Source organism: Pedobacter sp. (genome assembly GCF_035317785.1).
Classification (GTDB): domain Bacteria; phylum Bacteroidota; class Bacteroidia; order Sphingobacteriales; family Sphingobacteriaceae; genus Pedobacter.
In genome coordinates this window covers 1-18,172 of sequence record NZ_DATHGC010000199.1, presented here as the reverse complement: position 1 = coordinate 18,172, position 18,172 = coordinate 1, and the positions used below count along the sequence as shown (strand labels likewise).

Annotated in this window: 14 protein-coding genes; 7 read left to right on the top strand and 7 right to left on the bottom strand. The window is 45.2% G+C overall.

The annotated features are described in order from the left end of the window. Positions 1-852, top strand: an 852-nt coding sequence (locus VK541_RS12150; protein WP_324370408.1) for an MlaD family protein, incomplete at its 5' end; no start/stop codon positions are given. Between the two features lie 18 nt (positions 853-870). On the opposite strand, the gene VK541_RS12145 is transcribed toward VK541_RS12150, so the two are convergent. Continuing rightward, complete coding sequence (locus VK541_RS12145; protein ID WP_324370406.1) at positions 871-2,817, bottom strand: ATP-binding protein; 1,947 nt, start codon at positions 2,815-2,817, stop codon at positions 871-873. A gap of 126 nt (positions 2,818-2,943) precedes the next feature. On the opposite strand from VK541_RS12145, the gene VK541_RS12140 reads away from it, so the two are divergent. Further along, positions 2,944-3,813, top strand: a complete 870-nt coding sequence (locus VK541_RS12140) for an aldose 1-epimerase family protein (RefSeq protein ID WP_324370404.1) — start codon at positions 2,944-2,946, stop codon at positions 3,811-3,813. A gap of 3 nt (positions 3,814-3,816) precedes the next feature. On the opposite strand, the gene VK541_RS12135 is transcribed toward VK541_RS12140, so the two are convergent. Together VK541_RS12135 and VK541_RS12130 are read right to left on the bottom strand one after the other, a co-directional pair. Next, positions 3,817-4,614 carry a DUF4249 domain-containing protein gene (locus VK541_RS12135; protein ID WP_324370402.1) on the bottom strand — a complete coding sequence of 266 codons (798 nt, stop codon included), beginning with the start codon at positions 4,612-4,614 and terminating at the stop codon, positions 3,817-3,819. Between the two features lie 4 nt (positions 4,615-4,618). Beyond that, positions 4,619-6,949 carry a TonB-dependent receptor gene (locus VK541_RS12130; RefSeq protein WP_324370400.1) on the bottom strand — a complete coding sequence of 777 codons (2,331 nt, stop codon included), beginning with the start codon at positions 6,947-6,949 and terminating at the stop codon, positions 4,619-4,621. A gap of 313 nt (positions 6,950-7,262) precedes the next feature. On the opposite strand from VK541_RS12130, the gene VK541_RS12125 reads away from it, so the two are divergent. The 4 genes from VK541_RS12125 to pdeM are packed head-to-tail and all read left to right on the top strand — an operon-like array spanning position 7,263 to position 13,209. Continuing rightward, positions 7,263-8,306, top strand: a complete 1,044-nt coding sequence (locus tag VK541_RS12125) for a ligase-associated DNA damage response exonuclease (RefSeq protein WP_324370398.1) — start codon at positions 7,263-7,265, stop codon at positions 8,304-8,306. Further along, positions 8,303-9,895: an ATP-dependent DNA ligase gene (locus VK541_RS12120; protein ID WP_324370396.1), complete on the top strand. Its 1,593-nt coding sequence runs from the start codon at positions 8,303-8,305 to the stop codon at positions 9,893-9,895. The genes VK541_RS12125 and VK541_RS12120 overlap by 4 nt, the downstream gene beginning before the upstream one ends. Before the next feature lie 10 nt (positions 9,896-9,905). Beyond that, positions 9,906-12,584, top strand: coding sequence for a ligase-associated DNA damage response DEXH box helicase (locus VK541_RS12115; RefSeq protein ID WP_324370394.1), 2,679 nt, complete (start codon positions 9,906-9,908; stop codon positions 12,582-12,584). Continuing rightward, positions 12,574-13,209 (top strand): ligase-associated DNA damage response endonuclease PdeM, encoded by a 636-nt coding sequence (pdeM, locus tag VK541_RS12110; protein ID WP_324370392.1) that lies wholly within the window; start codon positions 12,574-12,576, stop codon positions 13,207-13,209. The genes VK541_RS12115 and pdeM overlap by 11 nt, the downstream gene beginning before the upstream one ends. A gap of 20 nt (positions 13,210-13,229) precedes the next feature. Here pdeM and VK541_RS12105 read toward each other — a convergent pair whose 3' ends face one another. The 4 genes from VK541_RS12105 to VK541_RS12090 all read right to left on the bottom strand — a co-directional run bounded on the left by VK541_RS12105 (position 13,230) and on the right by VK541_RS12090 (position 16,567). Beyond that, a complete protein-coding gene (locus VK541_RS12105) occupies positions 13,230-13,838 on the bottom strand; it encodes a hypothetical protein (protein ID WP_324370391.1) in 609 nt (202 codons plus the stop codon). A 106-nt stretch (positions 13,839-13,944) separates the two neighbouring features. Continuing rightward, complete coding sequence (gene bioA / locus VK541_RS12100; RefSeq protein WP_324370389.1) at positions 13,945-15,213, bottom strand: adenosylmethionine--8-amino-7-oxononanoate transaminase; 1,269 nt, start codon at positions 15,211-15,213, stop codon at positions 13,945-13,947. Then, complete coding sequence (locus VK541_RS12095) at positions 15,210-15,647, bottom strand: NUDIX domain-containing protein (RefSeq protein ID WP_324370387.1); 438 nt, start codon at positions 15,645-15,647, stop codon at positions 15,210-15,212. The genes bioA and VK541_RS12095 overlap by 4 nt, the downstream gene beginning before the upstream one ends. Then, positions 15,644-16,567, bottom strand: coding sequence for a cation diffusion facilitator family transporter (locus VK541_RS12090; RefSeq protein WP_414692618.1), 924 nt, complete (start codon positions 16,565-16,567; stop codon positions 15,644-15,646). The genes VK541_RS12095 and VK541_RS12090 overlap by 4 nt, the downstream gene beginning before the upstream one ends. Before the next feature lie 189 nt (positions 16,568-16,756). On the opposite strand from VK541_RS12090, the gene VK541_RS12085 reads away from it, so the two are divergent. Beyond that, positions 16,757-17,950: a pyridoxal phosphate-dependent aminotransferase gene (locus VK541_RS12085; protein ID WP_324370383.1), complete on the top strand. Its 1,194-nt coding sequence runs from the start codon at positions 16,757-16,759 to the stop codon at positions 17,948-17,950. Positions 17,951-18,172 lie beyond the last annotated feature (222 nt).

The window sequence follows — 18,172 nt, the reverse complement described above, 5'->3', positions numbered from 1 at the left end:
GTTTTTAATGACATACAAGGCGTAAAGGCCGGCAATAACGTATGGTTTTCCGGCGTAAAGATCGGGACCATCAAAAAAATCCAGTTTTATGGGACCTCACAGGTACAGGTATTTTTAAACATTGAAGAAGAGGCGCACAAGTACATCCATAAAGATGCATCGGCAAGCATCAGCTCTGACGGACTGATCGGCAACAAGATCATCGTGATCACAGGCGGTACCCCAAAATTTCCGTTCGTTGAAGATGGCGACCGGCTGAGGGTGAATACTACCCTTTCGACCGACGACATCATGAAAACTTTCCAGGTCAACAATAAAAACCTTGTAGATGTGACCTCAGACTTTAAGATCCTGGCCAGAAGCCTGGTAGAAGGAAAAGGTACAGCCGGTACTTTACTTACCGATGAGCAGGTTGCTGCCGACTTTAAATCCATTGTCGTAAACCTGAAAAACACCACGGCATCTGCCAATAAAATGGCAAGGGAACTCGATGCTTTTACCAGAACGCTCAATACCAAAGGCGGCCTGGCTGATAAATTATTGACAGATACCGCGGTATTCGCCAAACTGGAAGCTTCTGTAAATGAGTTACAGAAAACCGCCAGTTCTGCATCAGCACTTTCTGAAAATCTCAACAAAGCGTCTGCAAAACTGACCCAGACAGATAATGCCGTCGGTATCCTGCTGAACGACCAAAAGACTGCAGACCAGGTAAAATCTATTGTGAAAAACATGGAGACCAGCAGTCAGAAGTTGGATGAGAACCTGGAAGCTTTGCAGCATAATTTTCTATTGAGGGGATTTTTCAAGAAGAAAGCGAAAGAAGAAGCCGCTGCTAAAAAGGAAAATTAGTTCATCATGATAGCCGGCCTAGTTAAAATAGATCCTGAAGGTCGTTCCTTCATCCAATATACTTTGAACGGTCACCATACCGTTCATGGCATCGATTTGATTTTTAGAAATGAAAAGTCCCAGCCCTTTTGAATCAGGGTTTCCGGTAAAGGTTTTATACATTCCAAAAAGCTGATCGCCAAATTTATCCAGGTCAATCCCGATTCCGTTATCCGAAACCTCAAGCACCATCTGGTCGTTCTCGGGGTAACTGTTTAGCCTGATGAGCGGCCTTCGATCCGGATGACTATACCTGATGGCGTTAAAGATGAAATTCAGCAAGACGCTTTCCAGATACGCTGGATTATAATTTACCATGGTATCAGCCGGGACATCATTACGAATATCTACAGATTTTACATTGATCTGGTCACTCAAAACATCAAGGGTCCGCCCTATATAATCCCTTAGGTTAAGCGGCTCGGTGATCACATCTATGCTGGTCTGAATATTGACCACCTTGTTCAGATTGACCATTGTTTCATCCAGTGAAGCTGATACCGTTTTCAGCAGCACGACCAGCTCTTTCTTTTCTTCCTCAGAAGAACTTTGCTCAATCAGGCCCGCAATTGCCTGTATGTTGCTGGTATGAGACCTGAGGTTATGCGAAACAATGTAAGAGAAGTTCAGCAAGCGCTTGTTCTGCTCCGTGATCGTTTTTATAGAATTGTTCAGATCAGTCACATCTTCTAAAATCATAATGTTGCTCTCAGACCCGCCTGTCTCGTCCAGCAGAGGCGTTTCTATAAGATTTGCCCATTTTACGCTGCCATTCTTATGAATATATTGCTGCTGATTCTGACCATCGGAGTTTAGATCTGTCTGCCCTTTCAGATTACCCGGTAATTTCTCAGCAGGATAACTGATGTTTTTTAGACTTAGTTTAAAAAGTTCCTGCTCCGTATACCCCAGAATCTTACACATCTTTTTGTTCACCTGCAAAAACTTTCCGTCAACAGCACTCATCAGCGCTATTCCGATTGGCGCTTCCTCAAAAATGGTTTTAAACTTCATCTCAGTCTCAATGAGCTTGGAAGCCTGGTTATCGACCACATTTTGGAGCTCAAGTCGCTTCTTCAATAGCTTGTTGATGAGCAGGCTGTTCAATATGGCGAGCGATAAACCGAATAACAGCGGATATATAAGCTGACCGATGACATCATATCTGTTCTTTGAAACCAGGTAGATCTTCCAGTTTCCATCGGGAATAGTTACAGAATCGTAAGTATGACCGGAAAAATCAGTTTTACCCGGAAGAAAAAACTCTTCTCTTTTATTCGAGATATTGTACTTGGAAAATTGAAAATAGAATTTTTCATGCTTCTGGTTGACAATCCCGGCATCTTTTAAAAAAGTATTTATTCTGATAACAACCGCAGAGAAACCCCAGAATTTGTCCTTTTTGTACACAGGAAGCCTGCCGACAATACCTACTCCGCCCTGCTTCAGCCGATTGGGCCCCGTAAAGTACATCTTTCTGGACCGGATAGACTCCCGCGCCCTCATTGAATGCTCACTGCTTACCGTAAATATGTTTGCATTTAAAGCCCCTTCATTGCCCTTCAATGGATAGATGTATTTAATTATGCCGTTGGGAACCAGCTGAATTGCAAGGAAATTGGAATTAGAGTCAATCAGCTTTGCGGCAATGGCTTCAAAATTCTCCGGCTCACCATTGTCTTTAATGGTAAGCGCAAGCGTCAGTGTAGTAGCATAACTGTCCCTTAACGTCTGCTCCACATTCTGTTTCACCACATCAAGCACATGCGCCATCTCATGGTGCTCGGTCTCCTTTATAAAGTAATACCGCTGATTGGTGAGCAGTCCAATAAAAACCAGCAGGAAAAGGAAAACAAGTAATCCTGTGAGCGCTGGTCTGCTCATTAGCCAGCCCGTTATTGTTACCGTTTTTTTTACAGCGTCCATGATAGGTTACAAGTTATGCCGATGACCCCAATACATCCTCATAAACCTAGTCAAACAACAGCAATAATGCAAGGGATATGAGTTTTGATAAGCTGAATTTATTATTTTAGCGATTCAGTGAAAAATATGATCTCAATAGAAAATGAATATGTTAAAGCGGTCTTTTCAGCCAAGGGTGCTGAACTACAAAGCTTTAAAAGCAAAGAAACTGATACTGAATACCTGTGGAACGGAAATCCTCAGTACTGGGGGAAGTTTAGTCCCGTGTTGTTCCCCATAGTCGGCGGACTTAAAGACAATACCTATTTCGTCAATGGTCAAAAGTATAAGCTCCCGCGCCATGGCTTTGCAAGGGACCGTGAGTTTAAAGCAGACCAGGTCAGCACAACAACGGTTATATTTACCCTTACTCATGATGAGGATACTTTAAAAGTATATCCTTTTAAATTCAGCCTGGCCCTGCACTATAAAATTGAAGGCAAAAGCCTCTCCTGCACTTACCATGTTGTCAACACTGATCATAAAGACACATTGCTGTTTTCAGTAGGCGGCCACCCGGCATTTGCCACTCCGGTAGATCCGGAACTCGCTTACGATGACTATTTTTTAGAGTTTAATAAGGACATCGAACTGGTTTACCATAAAATAGACAGTGATCTGATCACCGACGAAACCGATACGATAAAACTGGAGGAGCATGTTTTGCGTCTGAATCATAAACTCTTTTACGAAGATGCGCTGGTATTTAAAACCTTAAAAAGTGACCGGATCACCCTGCGCAACCGAAAGAATCCACATGGACTGCATTTTAACTTTGACAGCTTCCCGTTCTTTGGGATCTGGGCGGCAAAAGACGCAGATTTTGTATGCCTGGAACCATGGTGCGGGATTGCCGACGGTACAAATCACGATCAGGATTTGGAAACAAAAGAAGGCATTATTGGCCTGCAGGCCGGTGAAAACTGGGAACGCAGCTGGTCAGTCAGTTGTTTTTAACAGCTACGGTTTCTTAATTAATGCAGTACGTTTGCTGGAAGTATACGCATTAAACACACCCAATGCCCCGTTACTGAAGTTTGATGGTGGATTTTCCGGAGAGACCGGCGGTCCGCCATCTCCCGAGATCTGTTCCAGGGTAAAGAAGTATTTGTAAACAGGCCTGTCTATGCATTGCAATTCCACCTCCAGAGTGTCCCCGTTTGCAAGATCGTCAAGCTCATAGTACAATACATTCGCCGCATGATTGCCGTTGTTAAAACGGTCATCACTGACCGCATCTTCCTCTACTTTGTCCTTAACCTTCAAGATATACCTGTACTGATCCGCTGTATATCCAGGATCCTCAAAATTAGCAGCGATATAAGTATTGATACTCCCGAAGAAATCAAACTGTTTGAAAGTCAACGAGTCAAGTGATACTTTGAAAGGCATCGCCGAAACCGAAACATAAGTCTTACCCTCCACCGTCACCGTCATGGTATATTCCACGCCGGGTTTACCACGCATTCTCGGGCTTCTGTAAATCCCTTTTGACGCAGTCTCACTATAATTGATAACATCTCCATCCATAGTCGTCAATACTACTTTAGCTCCGCTGATCCCATTGAATTTATTGCTTTCTGAAAAACTGTAAGTTTTGGAAACTCTTACGATTTGATTCTCAAACTGATCATTGACATTGGCATCGATAACTATCCGCGGATCCGCATTGTCCAGATCCAGCGTGATCACTTTTTCACAACCTGCAATAGCCAGCACACAAAGTATTGCCCCGATCAGGTATGTTCTTTTCTTCATCTTATTAAAATTTAAAATTCCAGGTTACTGAAGGAATGATCCCAAACAATGTAGTACGCACCACCTGGGTTTTGGTTGCATCGTCAGGGTCATCCTTAAAGTCAATTGCGAAAGCATTCTGGCGATTGTATAAATTATAAATACCAAACGACCAGCTGGACTGCAGCTTCCTTCCGGGCTTGCCCTCGAGCGTGGCAGACACATCCAATCGATGGTATGCCGGTGTACGGTAACCGTTTTTATCGGTATAATAAAATACGGTGCGCCCGTTGATCTGGTATTTTCCGCTCGGGTAGGTCACGGCATTTCCGGTGTTGTAGACAAACACCGAGGAAAAAGTCCATCTTGACGTGGCCTTGAAAATGCCTACCAAAGAAAGATCATGCGTTCTGTCCTGCTTTGCGTTGAACCATTTGGCGCTATTGATGGCATCAAACTTACGTTCTGTTTTTGACAGGGTATAACCTATCCAGCCATTAAACCGTCCATATTTCTTTTTCAGGAACAGTTCTATACCATATGCCCGCCCCTCGCCGTAGAGCAGATCAGCTTCGACATTACTATTACCCCTCAAATCTGTTCCGCTTCTGTATTCGATCTGGTTCTGCATCAATTTATAGTAGATTTCAGCCGAGAACTCGAATTTATTGTCATTAAAATTCTTAAAAAAACCGGTTGCGATCTGATCGGCAATTTCAGGTTTCACGTTATTGCTGTTCATGATGTACAGGTCTGTAGGGGAAGTTGAAGTAGAATTGGACATCAGGTGTACATTCTGGACATTCCTGGTATAGGCCGCTTTCAGGGAGCTGTTTGGGCTGATCTGGAAATTCGCTGAAATCCTCGGCTCTGCATTGATGTAATTTTTAATGACCTGTCCTTTTTTGTAAGGGATAACTTCGATGGTATTCCCATCTTCATCGTAGGTTTTAAAATTGCCCGGGCCTGTTGGTGAAAAACTGCTCATCCTCAGGCCGTAGACCACGTTTATTTTATCACTTACCGCCCATTCGTCAGACACATAGGCCGCCAGCTCAATGCCTTTCCTGCTTTCATAATCCGCCTGATTTACACTGGATTCGCCGGTAGTATTGATCTTACCGGGCTCTATGGTATGGCTAATGGCGTTGACACCAAACTTCAGGCTGTGTTTAGCACTCAGGCTATATTCAAAATCCTCTTTTAGATTGTAATTTTTGATCGCGGAATTGACTTCAAAGTTATTTTCTTCCATCAGGTTCCTGATCACGTAGTTATAGTTGCTGTAGATCAGTGAAGTATTGGAAAACAGGCGGTCGCTGAACAAATGGTTCCAGCGCAGGGTAACCGTTGAATTGCCCCAGTTGAAGCCGAATGTTTCATTTATCCCGAGGTTGTCTCTGCCGAAATATCCCGACAGGAATAAGGTATTCTTGTCATCAATCTGGTAATTGGCCTTGGCATTCAGATCATAAAAATACAGGGTATTGCCCCGCACGGAACTATCCGGAGACAATGCCAGAAAAGCATCAATATAGGTCCTTCTTGCACTGACCATGAATGACCCTTTGTCTTTTACAATGGGCGCCTCTACCTTTAGCCGCGAAGAGATCAGGCCAAGCCCGCCTTCGGCGGTAAATTCCTTGCGGTTTCCCTCGTTCATTTTAATATCCAGAACAGAAGAGAGACGGCCTCCGTATTGCGCAGGCATACCGCCTTTATAGACACTTACGTCCTTGATCGCGTCAGAATTAAAAGTCGAGAAAAAGCCGAGTAAATGTGAGGCATTGTAGACCGGGGCTTCATCCAGCAGGATCAGGTTTTGGTCTGTAGAACCGCCCCTTACATAAAAACCACTGTTGCCCTCTCCTGCAGATTTAATACCAGGCAGCAGCTGCAAGGTCTTCAGCACATCACGTTCCCCAAGCAGGACAGGCACATTATTGATCTCTTTTACAGTGATCTTTTGCAGTCCCATTTGCGGATTGACCACATTTTCATTTCTTTTTTCGGCCGAGATGACCACTTCATTCAGCTGGTTACTTTCCGCCAGCGCGATATTAAGTTTCAGCGATTTACTCAGTTCAACAGTTTGTGTGTCTGTTTTGTAGCCGATGAAACTTACCGCAAGCTCATACTTTCCGGCTGGTACACTGATCGAATAAAACCCGTATGAATTGGTAACCGTACCGGTGGTAACGGGGCCAACAAGCTTTACACTGGCTCCGATCAGCGTTTCACCTGAACCTGAATCGGTGACATTTCCGTTAATTGTTAATTTATTTTGTGCTGATGAGAACTGGCTTAAAGATAGAAGTGTAAAAAAAATCAGTACAAGTCTTGGTATATTTGGCATTCGTTATATCTTAGGTGGTAAAAATAATGAAAGAAAACTAGAACACCATATCTATCTATTTTATTTCTGATCAGGACGAATTGTAAACCCTTTGCCGTATAGGAGAGAATCTCCTGCAGTATAAGTTTGTAGATCCTTGCTTAATCCTTTGTAGATCCTTTGTAGATCCTTGATAGATCTATAGTCTTATAAACAATCTATTACAAATTAATAAACCTCATTATAAATTTCATACAAATTACCAGGCAGATTAAAAGCAACCATGAGGGAAAAAGGCTTAAAACTTTATTTAACCTGCTGTTGTTGTTAGCCAATGGCACTCATTACTTTCACCAATAAAGGAATATACTGTGCACAGGGCGGCTTTTACATTGATCCCTGGCGGCCGGTTGACCTGGCAGTGACCACTCACGGCCATGCCGATCATGTAAAATGGGGCAATAAGGCCTATTTGTGCCATGAACTGACCAAACCCATTTTAAACCAGAGACTGGGTCCGGACTTAAATATCGAAAGCCTGCCTTACAACAAAGAGATCAATATCAATGGTGTAAAGGTAAGCCTTTTTCCCGCAGGTCATGTCATTGGATCTGCACAGATCAGGCTGGAATACAAGGGCGAGATCTTCGTGGTGTCCGGTGATTATAAGACAGAATATGATGGCATCAGCACACAGTTTGAACCTGTAAAGTGCCATACGTTTGTATCTGAAAGCACTTTTGGCCTCCCAATATACAAATGGCAGCCCCAGGAAGTCATTTTCTCACAGATCAAAGATTGGATAGCTGACAACCATGGCCGCAGCAAGACGAGTGTGCTGGTGGCTTATAGTCTTGGCAAAGCGCAGCGGCTAATCAAAGGACTATCGGGATATACTGATGTCTACGTGCACAACTCCATTGCCAATCTGAATGAAGCTTTTATCAATGCAGGCGTAGATTTGCCGGAAACCATCAGGATCAGCCCGGAGACTAAAAAGGAACAACTGCAAAAAGGAATAGTGATTGTACCGCCTGCGCTGGCAGACGGACGCTGGATCAAAAGCCTGCAGAGTCCGGCAACAGGGATATGCAGCGGCTGGAGGCAGGTAAGGGCCGGCAGAAGGTGGCGCAGCGCCGATGCCGGATTTGCATTGAGTGACCATGCCGACTGGCCTGGCTTGTTGTCGGCGATCAGGGCTACGGATGCCGAAAAGGTGTTCGTCACACACGGATATACCGCTACGTTTTCAAAATATCTCAATGAAATTGGTATCGGAGCCGAGGAAGTGAAAACGCAATATGGCAATGAAGAAGAGGAAGAAAAAGCAGAAATAAGCGCGGATGCTGAAAGCAAAATACAGGAGGATACCGCATGAGGCGATTTACAGAACTGATCCGACAGCTGGAGATGAGCAACAAGACCAACGACAAAATAGCCGCCCTGGTCGATTATTTTACGGAAGCTGATGATCTGGATAAGCCCTATGTGATCGCCATGTTTACCGGAAAGAGGCCTAAACGACCGATCAGCACCGCTTTGATCAGGCAATGGGCGGTAGAACTGAGCGGCATCCCGGAATGGCTGTTTGCGGAGAGTTATCACAATGTAGGCGACCTCAGTGAGACCGTTGCGCTGGTATTGCCGGAGGCGAAACATCTGACCAACCGTAAACTCCATGAATGGATCAATGACCTGGCGACGCTCCAGGACAAGTCTGATGCCGAAAAAAAAGAATCTATATTGAATGCCTGGGACAGTCTGGAAACCCAGGAACGCTTTATTTTCAATAAGCTGATCTCCGGGAATTTCAGGATCGGTGTGTCCAATAAAATGCTGGTCAATGCGCTGGCCAAACAAAGCGATACGGAAAGCAGTAAAGTGATGCACAGCATTATGGGCAAGTGGCAGCCCTGGGAGATCAGCTATGAGGATCTGATGGCCGGTGCGCACGTCAATACCGACAATTCATGGCCTTACCCCTTTTGTCTGGCCTATGCACTGGAGGCCGAGCCTGCATCTTTGGGTGCAGTAACAGAATGGCAGGCGGAATGGAAATGGGATGGCATCCGCGGACAGATCGTGAAGCGCAATGGGGAACTTTTCATCTGGTCGCGCGGGGAAGAGCTGGTCACAGATCAGTTTCCGGAATTACATTTTTTAGTGGATGAACTCCAGGACGGCACTGTGCTGGATGGAGAGATCCTTTCGGTAAAGGATGGCAATGTACAGGCATTTAGTGTGCTGCAGCAGCGGCTGAACAGGAAAACGATCAATAAATCGCAGCTGAACGATGCGCCGATTGGTTTTTATACTTATGATCTTTTGGAATATGAGGGGCGCGATTTGAGAGAAGAAATGCTGGAAAAGCGCAGGTCTTTGCTGGTTAAAACCATCAGCGGTTTGAAAACCGCGAATGTCGTGGTCCTTTCTCCTGTGGTGGATTTTGCCAGCTGGGAGGAACTGGCTCTTATCAGAGAAGGTTCAAGAGACATCAACAGTGAGGGGATTATGCTCAAGAAACTGAATTCTTTGTACCATTCCGGCAGGAAACGGGGCGACTGGTGGAAATGGAAGGTCAACCCGTATACGGTGGATACCGTGATGATCTATGCGCAGAAAGGCAGCGGCCGCAGGGCAAATTTCTTTACGGATTATACTTTTGCAGTGCGGGATGGTGATCAGCTGATCACGGTGGCAAAAGCTTACTCGGGCCTGACCGATAAAGAGATAAAAGAAGTAAATTCGTTTGTGGTAAAGAACGCGATAGAGAAATTTGGCCCGGTAAGGACAGTAAAACCGGAACTGGTATTTGAGATTGCTTTTGAAGGGATTGCGGAGAGCAAGAGGCATAAAGCCGGGCTTGCTTTGCGGTTTCCAAGGATTTCGAGGTGGCGAAAGGATAAAAAGGCGGATGAGATCAATACGCTGGACGACCTGAGACAATTGCTGCAATCTACTTTATAGCGCTGTCGAAATGGAAAAAGAAACGATATCTAAAGGGGTGGCATTGAAAAAAAAGACAACGGATAAACCACTGCCACTGGAAAAAAGCAAGGGCTATAAGCAGGTGATGCAATGGCTGAAATCCGGTAAGAAAAAGCCGTTTAAGTTTCAAACGGATGCCTGGGCGTATTATGCGGAAGGCTATAGCGGACTGGTAAACGCCCCTACCGGCTTTGGAAAGACTTTTTCTTTGTTTCTTGCAGTGGTGATTGACGAGCTGAACAAAAGGGCTGATTTGGGGTCTGCGGAAACAGGAACTAAAACCGCTAGGCCAAATTCGCAACAGCGGATAACTAAAGACCTGAAGGCGGATTTCAGTAAGACAACCGGAAATACTAAAAAACCAAAAACTACCAGCAGGAAAAGGCAGGATACCGGATTAAAGCTGATCTGGATCACGCCCTTACGTTCGCTGGCCAAGGACCTTGCCCGCGCCATGCGCGAAGTTTGTGAGGAACTGCAAATGGACTGGACGGTAGGTGTACGCAACGGCGATACTACGCAAAGCGAGAAGCTGAAACAAAAGAAACAAATGCCTGAGGTGCTGATCATTACCCCGGAAAGCATGCACCTGCTGCTGGCACAAAAGAGTACTTTTAATTATTTTGAGCAGCTGCAGTGTATTGTTGCAGATGAATGGCATGAGCTGCTGGGCAGCAAAAGAGGTGTGATGGCTGAACTGGCCATTTCCAGGATCAAGGGGCTGATCAATAGACAGCATCCGGAAAGACTGCTGCTCATCTGGGGCATTTCGGCCACCATTGGCAATATAGAACAGGCGCTGGACGTGCTGGTTCCTTATGAGGATGTTTTGAAAACGGTCATTAAAGCCGATATAGAGAAAAAGATCATCATTAAGTCCATTATGCCCGATCACATCGATATGCTGCCCTGGGCGGGCCATTTGGGGCATAAACTGGCGCATAAGCTGCTGCCCATCATTCACAAGAGCAAGACTACACTGATCTTTACCAACACACGCGGACAGGCGGAGCTTTGGTACCAGACCTTACTGGCCAAAGATGAGAACCTGGCGGGCCTGCTGGCCATTCACCATGGTTCTATTGACCATGAGCTGAGAAACTGGATCGAGGATTCCATACATACAGGGGCTTTGAAGGCTGTGGTAAGTACCTCGTCACTGGATCTGGGCGTAGATTTTAAGCCTGTGGATACGGTGGTGCAGATCGGATCGCCTAAAGGTGTTGCCCGCTTTCTGCAGCGGGCGGGCCGCAGCGGGCACTCGCCTTATGAAACTTCAAAGATCTATTTTCTGCCTACGCATGCGCTCGAACTGGTCGAGGCGGCAGCCATAAAGGAGGCTGCCCGGACGCAGGACATTGAGAGCCGGGAACCGGTGGTGATGTCCTTTGATGTACTGATCCAGTACCTGGTGACTTTGGCTGTGGGTGATGGCTTTGACGATGAGCAGGTCTTTTTTGAAGTGAAACAAACGCATGCTTTCCGGGAGTTGTTGCCCCAGGAATGGAGCTGGATCATGCAGTTCATTACTACAGGTGGTGATAGCTTAACTGCTTACAATGAGTTTAGTAAAGTTTCCAAAGTTGATGGACTCTGGAAAGTGGAAAGCAGGCAGATTGCCCTGAGGCACAGGCTGCACATTGGCACCATTGTGAGCGATGCCATGATCAAGGTCAAGTACCTGACGGGTGGTTTTGTGGGTATGGTGGAGGAGTCATTTGTCGCGAAAATGAAACCGGGCAGCAATTTTACCCTGGCCGGCCGGGTACTGGAATTCATCATGATCAAGGAAATGATGGTGCTGGTGCGCAAAAGCAAACAGAAAACAGCCATGAGCCCGAGCTGGATGGGCGGGCGCATGTCACTGACCGCAAACCTGGGCGCTATCCTGCGCAAGAAGTACAATGAGATCTTGTATAAAACGCATGATGATGAGGAACTGGACTTTATTTTACCTTTGTTTGAGCGACAGGCTAAAGTATCGCATGTACCTAAGGATGATGAGTTTCTGATTGAACTGATCAATACCAAAGATGGTTATCACTTCTTTGCATATCCTTTTGAAGGCAGGCAGGTGCATGAGATCATGGCTTCTTTGATCGCTTACCGGCTGGGCCGTTTGAAGCCCATTACGTTTTCTATTGCCATGAACGATTATGGGTTTGAGCTGCTGAGCGAACAGCCCATCCCCCTGGATGAAGAAAACCTCAAATTGCTTTTCACTCCTGAGGGGCTTTCAGCGGACATCATCGCCAGCATCAATGCGACGGAAATGGCGCGCAGGAAGTTCAGGGATATCGCCTGTATTGCAGGGCTGGTTTTCCAGGGTTATCCTGGTAAGTATGTGGCCAATAAGCACCTGCAATCTTCTGCGGCATTATTTTTCAACGTTTTTAGCGATTATGATAAACATAACTTATTATTGCGGCAGGCTTATGACGAGGCTTTCTATCAGCAGATAGAAGAACCCAGGCTGGCAGCTGCCCTGCGCAGGATCCAGGCCAGTAAACTCGTCATTGTGAAAACGGACAGCTATACGCCTTTGTGTTTTCCGATCAAAGTGGATAGTTTGCGGGACAACATGAGTTCTGAGGAACTGAGCCAGAGAATTGAAAGAATGACTGCCGAGGCAGAAAAGAAAAATACAAGAAAGAAAAATGATCGTTGAGTGCGGCGGAGAGCAATTGGTACTGAATAAAGAGCGGGCGGTATACTGGAAAAGGGAAAAGATGCTGATCATCAGCGACCTGCACATCGGTAAATCTGCACATTTCAGAAAATCGGGGATACAGGTACCGGATACGGTTGGCCTGACGGACCTGCAAAGATTATCAGCGATTTTAAAAGAATATCCTGCTGAAGTACTGCTGGTTACAGGAGATATGTTCCACAATAACATCAACAGTGATGCGAATGCTTTTCTGGAATGGCGCGACAGGTATCCTGTTTTAAAAGTAGTTTTGGTAAAAGGCAATCATGATGCGCTCCGGAATGAGGACTATGAGGCTTTGGGTATTGAGGTGCATACCAAAGAACTGTTGTGTGCACCTTTCCGGTTTATCCATGATAAACCCCGTGAATTTGACGAATACTATAATATTACCGGACATATCCATCCGGGGGTGGTGATTTACGGCAGAGCCAGACAGCAATTGAAGTTTCCCTGTTTTTATTTTACTGAACATTGCCTGGTCATGCCGGCGTTCAGTGTGTTTACAGGGCTGAAGATTGTGAAGCCGGAGCCGGGGGACCGTTTTTATGCGATAACACCGGGGAAAGTAGTGAAGGTTTAAGCGTCATCCCGCAACGCCGGTCAGGCGATTTGCTTGCTCAGGTTCAATATCCAGTCTTCAAACATCTCCTGTTCTATTTTGATCACGATCTCTGCGTGTTTTTCCCAGTCTGGGGAGAAGGTTTTCAATTGATTGAGCATTTCTTCCAGATGACCTTCTTCTTCCAAAATAATAGATTTGACGGTAACACGGCTCCCGGCGCTGGTCAACACATCCTGGTAGACAGGATAGAGTTCATCTGCACGAACTTCAATAGCATAGGTTACAAACAGGTAAGCGGCGAACTTTAACTCATAACCGCTCAGGTTAAAATGCCGCTTGAGGTAGCGGCAGACTGCCACATCGAGTGCGTTGAGGTAAAACTTGGTATGGTTTGGGGTCAGCAGTTCATCATTGGTATAGGTTTTACAAAGCCCGCCTTCCAGTTTATCCAGCTGCTTTTTCAGGTAATAGGCATGACGGTGCTCTTCTGCGGCATGCTTGAGGATAATCAGGTTTACATTTTCCTTATGCTCAGATGCGGAGATCTTTTTGGCACCTGCATTTTCCATATAGGAAAGGGTGTTTAGCCATTTGGCATGTAAGGTGTTGTCGTTGACTATGTTTTCTAAGATCGGCTTGATGTTCATCACTGTTTGTTATATGTTCTACTATCGTCCTTTATTCTTGTCTTAGTATCAGGTTAGTACATTCGTCATTGCGAGGAGGAACGACGAAGCTTGTATGTCATGAAGCCTATATATCATTTAGTGCTTCAATAATAGTTTGGTAAATATAGTCCAGGTCATCATTACTGATGACATACGGAGGTAAAATATACAGCACATTTCCCAGTGGTCTGAGTATAATGCCACTTTCCAGGAAATAATTGTACAACTGGTCCCTCAGTCCGCTAAGGTAGGAAGTATCATTGCCGGTTTCCCACTCCATAGCCAGTATAGTGCCCGTTTGCCTTACTGCTTTGAGCTTGGGATGGTCCTTGAGCTGCGCTGCAAATGCTTTGTGCTTTGCCGAGATCCTCTGGATGTTGGGCAGGGTTTCTGCACTCAACAGAATATCAAGACTGGCCAATGATGCGGCGCAGGCCACAGGGTTGGCGGTATAAGAATGGCCGTGATACAAAGTCTTCAACTTATCATCGCTCAGAAATGCATCAAATATCCTTGCGTTGCAGGTGGTGACGCCCAATGGCATAGTACCACCCGTAATCCCTTTGGACAAGCAAAAAATATCAGGGCTATTCTGGAGTGCTTCGCAGGAAAACAGTCTGCCTGTACGCCCAAAACCGGTCATCACTTCGTCAGCTATGGTCAGTATGCCGTGTTTCTGGCAGGCGGCGATCAGCTCGTCCAGATGTCCTGCTTCATACATGACCATTCCTGCTGTACCGAGCACCAGTGGTTCAAATATAAAACAGGCGACTTCGTTGGACAGGTAGCTGATCCTCGATTTGATCTGCTCGATGTTCTTTTCATTGGGAAGGTCTATAAACTCGACATCGAAAAGCAGGCTGGCAAAGGGATCCGTAAAAATACTCCTGCCACTGACCGACATGGCACCGAAAGTATCGCCATGGTAGGCTTCTTTAAATGCCAGGATCTTGGTGCGCGGTTGTTTTGTGGTATTTACCCAATATTGCAGGCACATCTTTAGCGCTACTTCTACCGCCGTAGAACCATTGTCTGTATAAAAAACTTTCTCCTGTTTGCCCGGCAATAAAGGCAAGAGCCTTTCGGCAAGCTGTACTGCTGGTTCATGGGTGAAGCCGGCAAAGATCACGTGCTCCAGTGTTTTGAGCTGCTCGGCCACCTTGGCCGCTATGTACGGATGCGCATGGCCATGTATGTTTACCCACCAGCTGGATACTGCGTCAATGTATTTTTTACCGGATTCATCAAACACGTAAACACCCTCCCCCCTTACAATTGGTATGTGCGGCAGCGGATTTTTCATTTGCGTGTATGGATGCCAGATTACTTTTTTATCCCGTTCTGCTAAGTTCATTGTTTTTCTTTTAGTAATAGTTCTATCGCGGTTTTATCTGTTCTGAAGGTCACATCATCGGTGCTCAGGTCTTTCAAACTGATCCACCTGAAGGACTGCAGGGTATTTTCATCAAAATCAAAGACCACAGTTTTATAGGTGAGCTGCAGTGGCCTGGTTTCTTTGACCAGGTAATAAATGCTCAGGATCTGGCTGTCATTGAAAGAAGACTGCTCATAAAAATCGGTGGTATACAGGTGACGGATCACTTCAATCTCTGCATTGCATTCTTCCATAAACTCGCGTTTGAGCGCATCAATGATGCCCTCTCCGATCTCCACTCCACCTCCGGGAAATTTGCTGAAGGTTCTGCCGCCAGACTGTTCATCGCTGATCAGCACCTGGTTTTCCCCATTGATCAGTAATCCGTATACCCTTACATTAAAATAGCTCATTGGTCAAAATGTTTTTGGTTCTTGGTGGCATTCCTTATGGTCCATTTGATCTCGTCACGGAAGGACTCCTGTCTTACAGGGCATTCTTTCATATGGCAATAGTTGCAGCAGGCAGGCAAACATGGGTCTGCATGTATAAAGAGCTCAGTCTTGCGCTGCGCACTCCCGTTGATCATTTTGTCAATGGCAGAGATTTCCTGGTGTACCTGGTTCAGGTCGAAATAATAAGGCAAAGTAAAATGGCAGTCGATGTGCAGATCTGAACCGTATTGCTGGGCCCGCAGGTTGTGTACATCGATCCAGGGATCTCTCCTGTTCTTTTGCATCAGATCAATGATGTCTTTGACAAGGCTGATGTCACTTTCATCCATCAGGCCGCCTACCGAGCGCCTGGTGAGCTTGTAGCCATTGTAAATGATATAAAGGCCGAGTAAAATAGAAATGACGCTGTCCAGCCAGTGAAAACCGGTCAGTTTGATCAGGATTACACCCGCAACAAGTCCTGCACTGGTCACTGCGTCAGTAATCAGGTGCTTGCCATCGGCATCAAGTGTAATGGAATTTTGCTCCTTGCCGGTATTGATCAGGTAATAACCCACCAGCAGGTTGACAAAGCCGGTGGCACCTATGATAGCTGCTCCTTCAAAAAGTTTCAGAATAGGCTTTGGATAGAGCAGATCATAACCTGATTTAGTGATGATGATTACCCCAGCTATGGTAATGAGTGTTCCCTCGAGGAAAGCAGAAAAATACTCTACTTTTCCATGCCCGTAAGGATGGTTGGTATCTTTGGGGATGGTGGCCAGGTAAATGCTGTAAAACGCAAAGCTGCTGGCCAGTACGTTGACGATACTCTCCGCAGCGTCGGTCAGTATGGCGTTGGAATGCGTGATGAGGTACGCTACAAATTTTGCAAGCATGAGCAATATGCTAATGCATAAAGCGATAAGTATTGCTTTCTTTTTAGGTTGCAAATGATTGAGTTTAGCCGTCAAAAATACGCTTTAGCTATCGAATTCTATTAAAAAGTATTTTTTTTAGTCTATAATCCCATGAGGTTCATATATTTGCATCCGCACAAAATTTTATTTGCTTTCGTACCAATTATTATGACATTTTTATCCAAAAGAATCAACAACCTATCTGAGTCACAGACCATTAAAATGGCCAAGTTAGGAAGAGAACTGTCCGCAAAAGGGATAGACGTTATTAACCTGAGTTTTGGTGAACCAGACTTTTTTACACCAGAATTTGTAAAGGAAGCAGCAAAGGATGCGGTAGACGAAAATTACTCGTACTACACCCCTGTTTCAGGATATCCTGAACTGCGCAAGGCGGTTGCTGAAAAGTTATTGAGAGAAAATGGATTGAGCTATAATTTTGACCAGATCGTGGTATCTACAGGCGCTAAGCAATCACTGGCCAACGCGGTAATGTGCCTGGTAGATCCGGGAGATGAGGTAATTGTGCCTACTCCGTACTGGGTGTCTTATTCAGAGATGATCAAACTGGGAGAAGGCGAAACTGTTTTCATCAATGCGACCGTTGAGAACAACTTTAAAATTACCGGAACACAGCTTGAAGCTGCAATCACCGCTAAAACCAAATTATTCATGTTCTCTTCGCCATGCAATCCGACAGGGTCTGTATACAGTAAAGAAGAACTGGCTGACCTGGTTGCGGTATTTGAAAAACACCCAAAGATCTTCATCATTTCTGATGAGATCTATGAGCACATCAACTTTGTAGGCAAACATGCTTCTATCGCTGAGTTTGAATCTATCAAAGACAGGGTGATCCTGATCAATGGTTTTTCTAAATCATACGCAATGACCGGCTGGAGAGTTGGGTATATGGCTTCGAATAAAGAGATTGCAAACGCCTGTGATAAACTGCAGGGACAAATTACTTCAGGCACTTCGTCTATCGCCCAGCGAGCAGCTCTTGCAGCCTACAACGGCGGCTTAGATACGGTTAAAGTGATGGTCGATGAATTTAAAAAACGCAGGGACATTGTTTATGCTTTGCTGACTGAAATCCCGGGTGTAAAAGTAAACCTTCCAGACGGGGCGTTCTATTTCTTCCCTGAGATCAAATCATTCTTTGGAAAAAGAAACGGTGATTCGGTGATCAACTCTGCTGAAGACCTGTCTCTATACCTGCTAAACGAAGCCCATGTATCAACTGTAACCGGTGAAGCATTTGGCAACGAAGACTGCATCAGACTTTCTTATGCGGCTTCTGAAGAGCAATTGAGAAAAGCGGTAACCAGGATTAAAGATGCTTTGGCTAAACTGAGCTAAGCAGATTCAATAATTATACGAAAAGGCCGGTTTCATGATTTGGAACCGGCCTTTTTTATGGCATTTATTTCTACATGCTTTTTGTCGATTCCTAAAAGAGCTATACACTAAAAACAGTGTATGGAAACAAAAGAAACAGAATTCATTTTCACAGAAAGGACAAATAAGAACCAATGTTTTGATAAGCGTTTAATCAAATATATTGTAGCTCTTGCAGAACAG

Excerpts from the sequence above, each read along its gene's own strand:
- VK541_RS12145 (WP_324370406.1), bottom strand. The coding sequence starts at position 2,817 with ATGGACGCTGTAAAAAAAACGGTAACAATAACGGGCTGGCTAATGAGC.
- VK541_RS12140 (WP_324370404.1), top strand. The coding sequence starts at position 2,944 with ATGATCTCAATAGAAAATGAATATGTTAAAGCGGTCTTTTCAGCCAAG.
- VK541_RS12135 (WP_324370402.1), bottom strand. The coding sequence starts at position 4,614 with ATGAAGAAAAGAACATACCTGATCGGGGCAATACTTTGTGTGCTGGCT.
- VK541_RS12130 (WP_324370400.1), bottom strand. The coding sequence starts at position 6,949 with ATGCCAAATATACCAAGACTTGTACTGATTTTTTTTACACTTCTATCT.
- VK541_RS12125 (WP_324370398.1), top strand. The coding sequence starts at position 7,263 with ATGGCACTCATTACTTTCACCAATAAAGGAATATACTGTGCACAGGGC.
- VK541_RS12120 (WP_324370396.1), top strand. The coding sequence starts at position 8,303 with ATGAGGCGATTTACAGAACTGATCCGACAGCTGGAGATGAGCAACAAG.
- VK541_RS12115 (WP_324370394.1), top strand. The coding sequence starts at position 9,906 with ATGGAAAAAGAAACGATATCTAAAGGGGTGGCATTGAAAAAAAAGACA.
- pdeM (WP_324370392.1), top strand. The coding sequence starts at position 12,574 with ATGATCGTTGAGTGCGGCGGAGAGCAATTGGTACTGAATAAAGAGCGG.
- VK541_RS12105 (WP_324370391.1), bottom strand. The coding sequence starts at position 13,838 with ATGAACATCAAGCCGATCTTAGAAAACATAGTCAACGACAACACCTTA.
- bioA (WP_324370389.1), bottom strand. The coding sequence starts at position 15,213 with ATGAACTTAGCAGAACGGGATAAAAAAGTAATCTGGCATCCATACACG.
- VK541_RS12095 (WP_324370387.1), bottom strand. The coding sequence starts at position 15,647 with ATGAGCTATTTTAATGTAAGGGTATACGGATTACTGATCAATGGGGAA.
- VK541_RS12090 (WP_414692618.1), bottom strand. The coding sequence starts at position 16,567 with ATGCTTGCAAAATTTGTAGCGTACCTCATCACGCATTCCAACGCCATA.
- VK541_RS12085 (WP_324370383.1), top strand. The coding sequence starts at position 16,757 with ATGACATTTTTATCCAAAAGAATCAACAACCTATCTGAGTCACAGACC.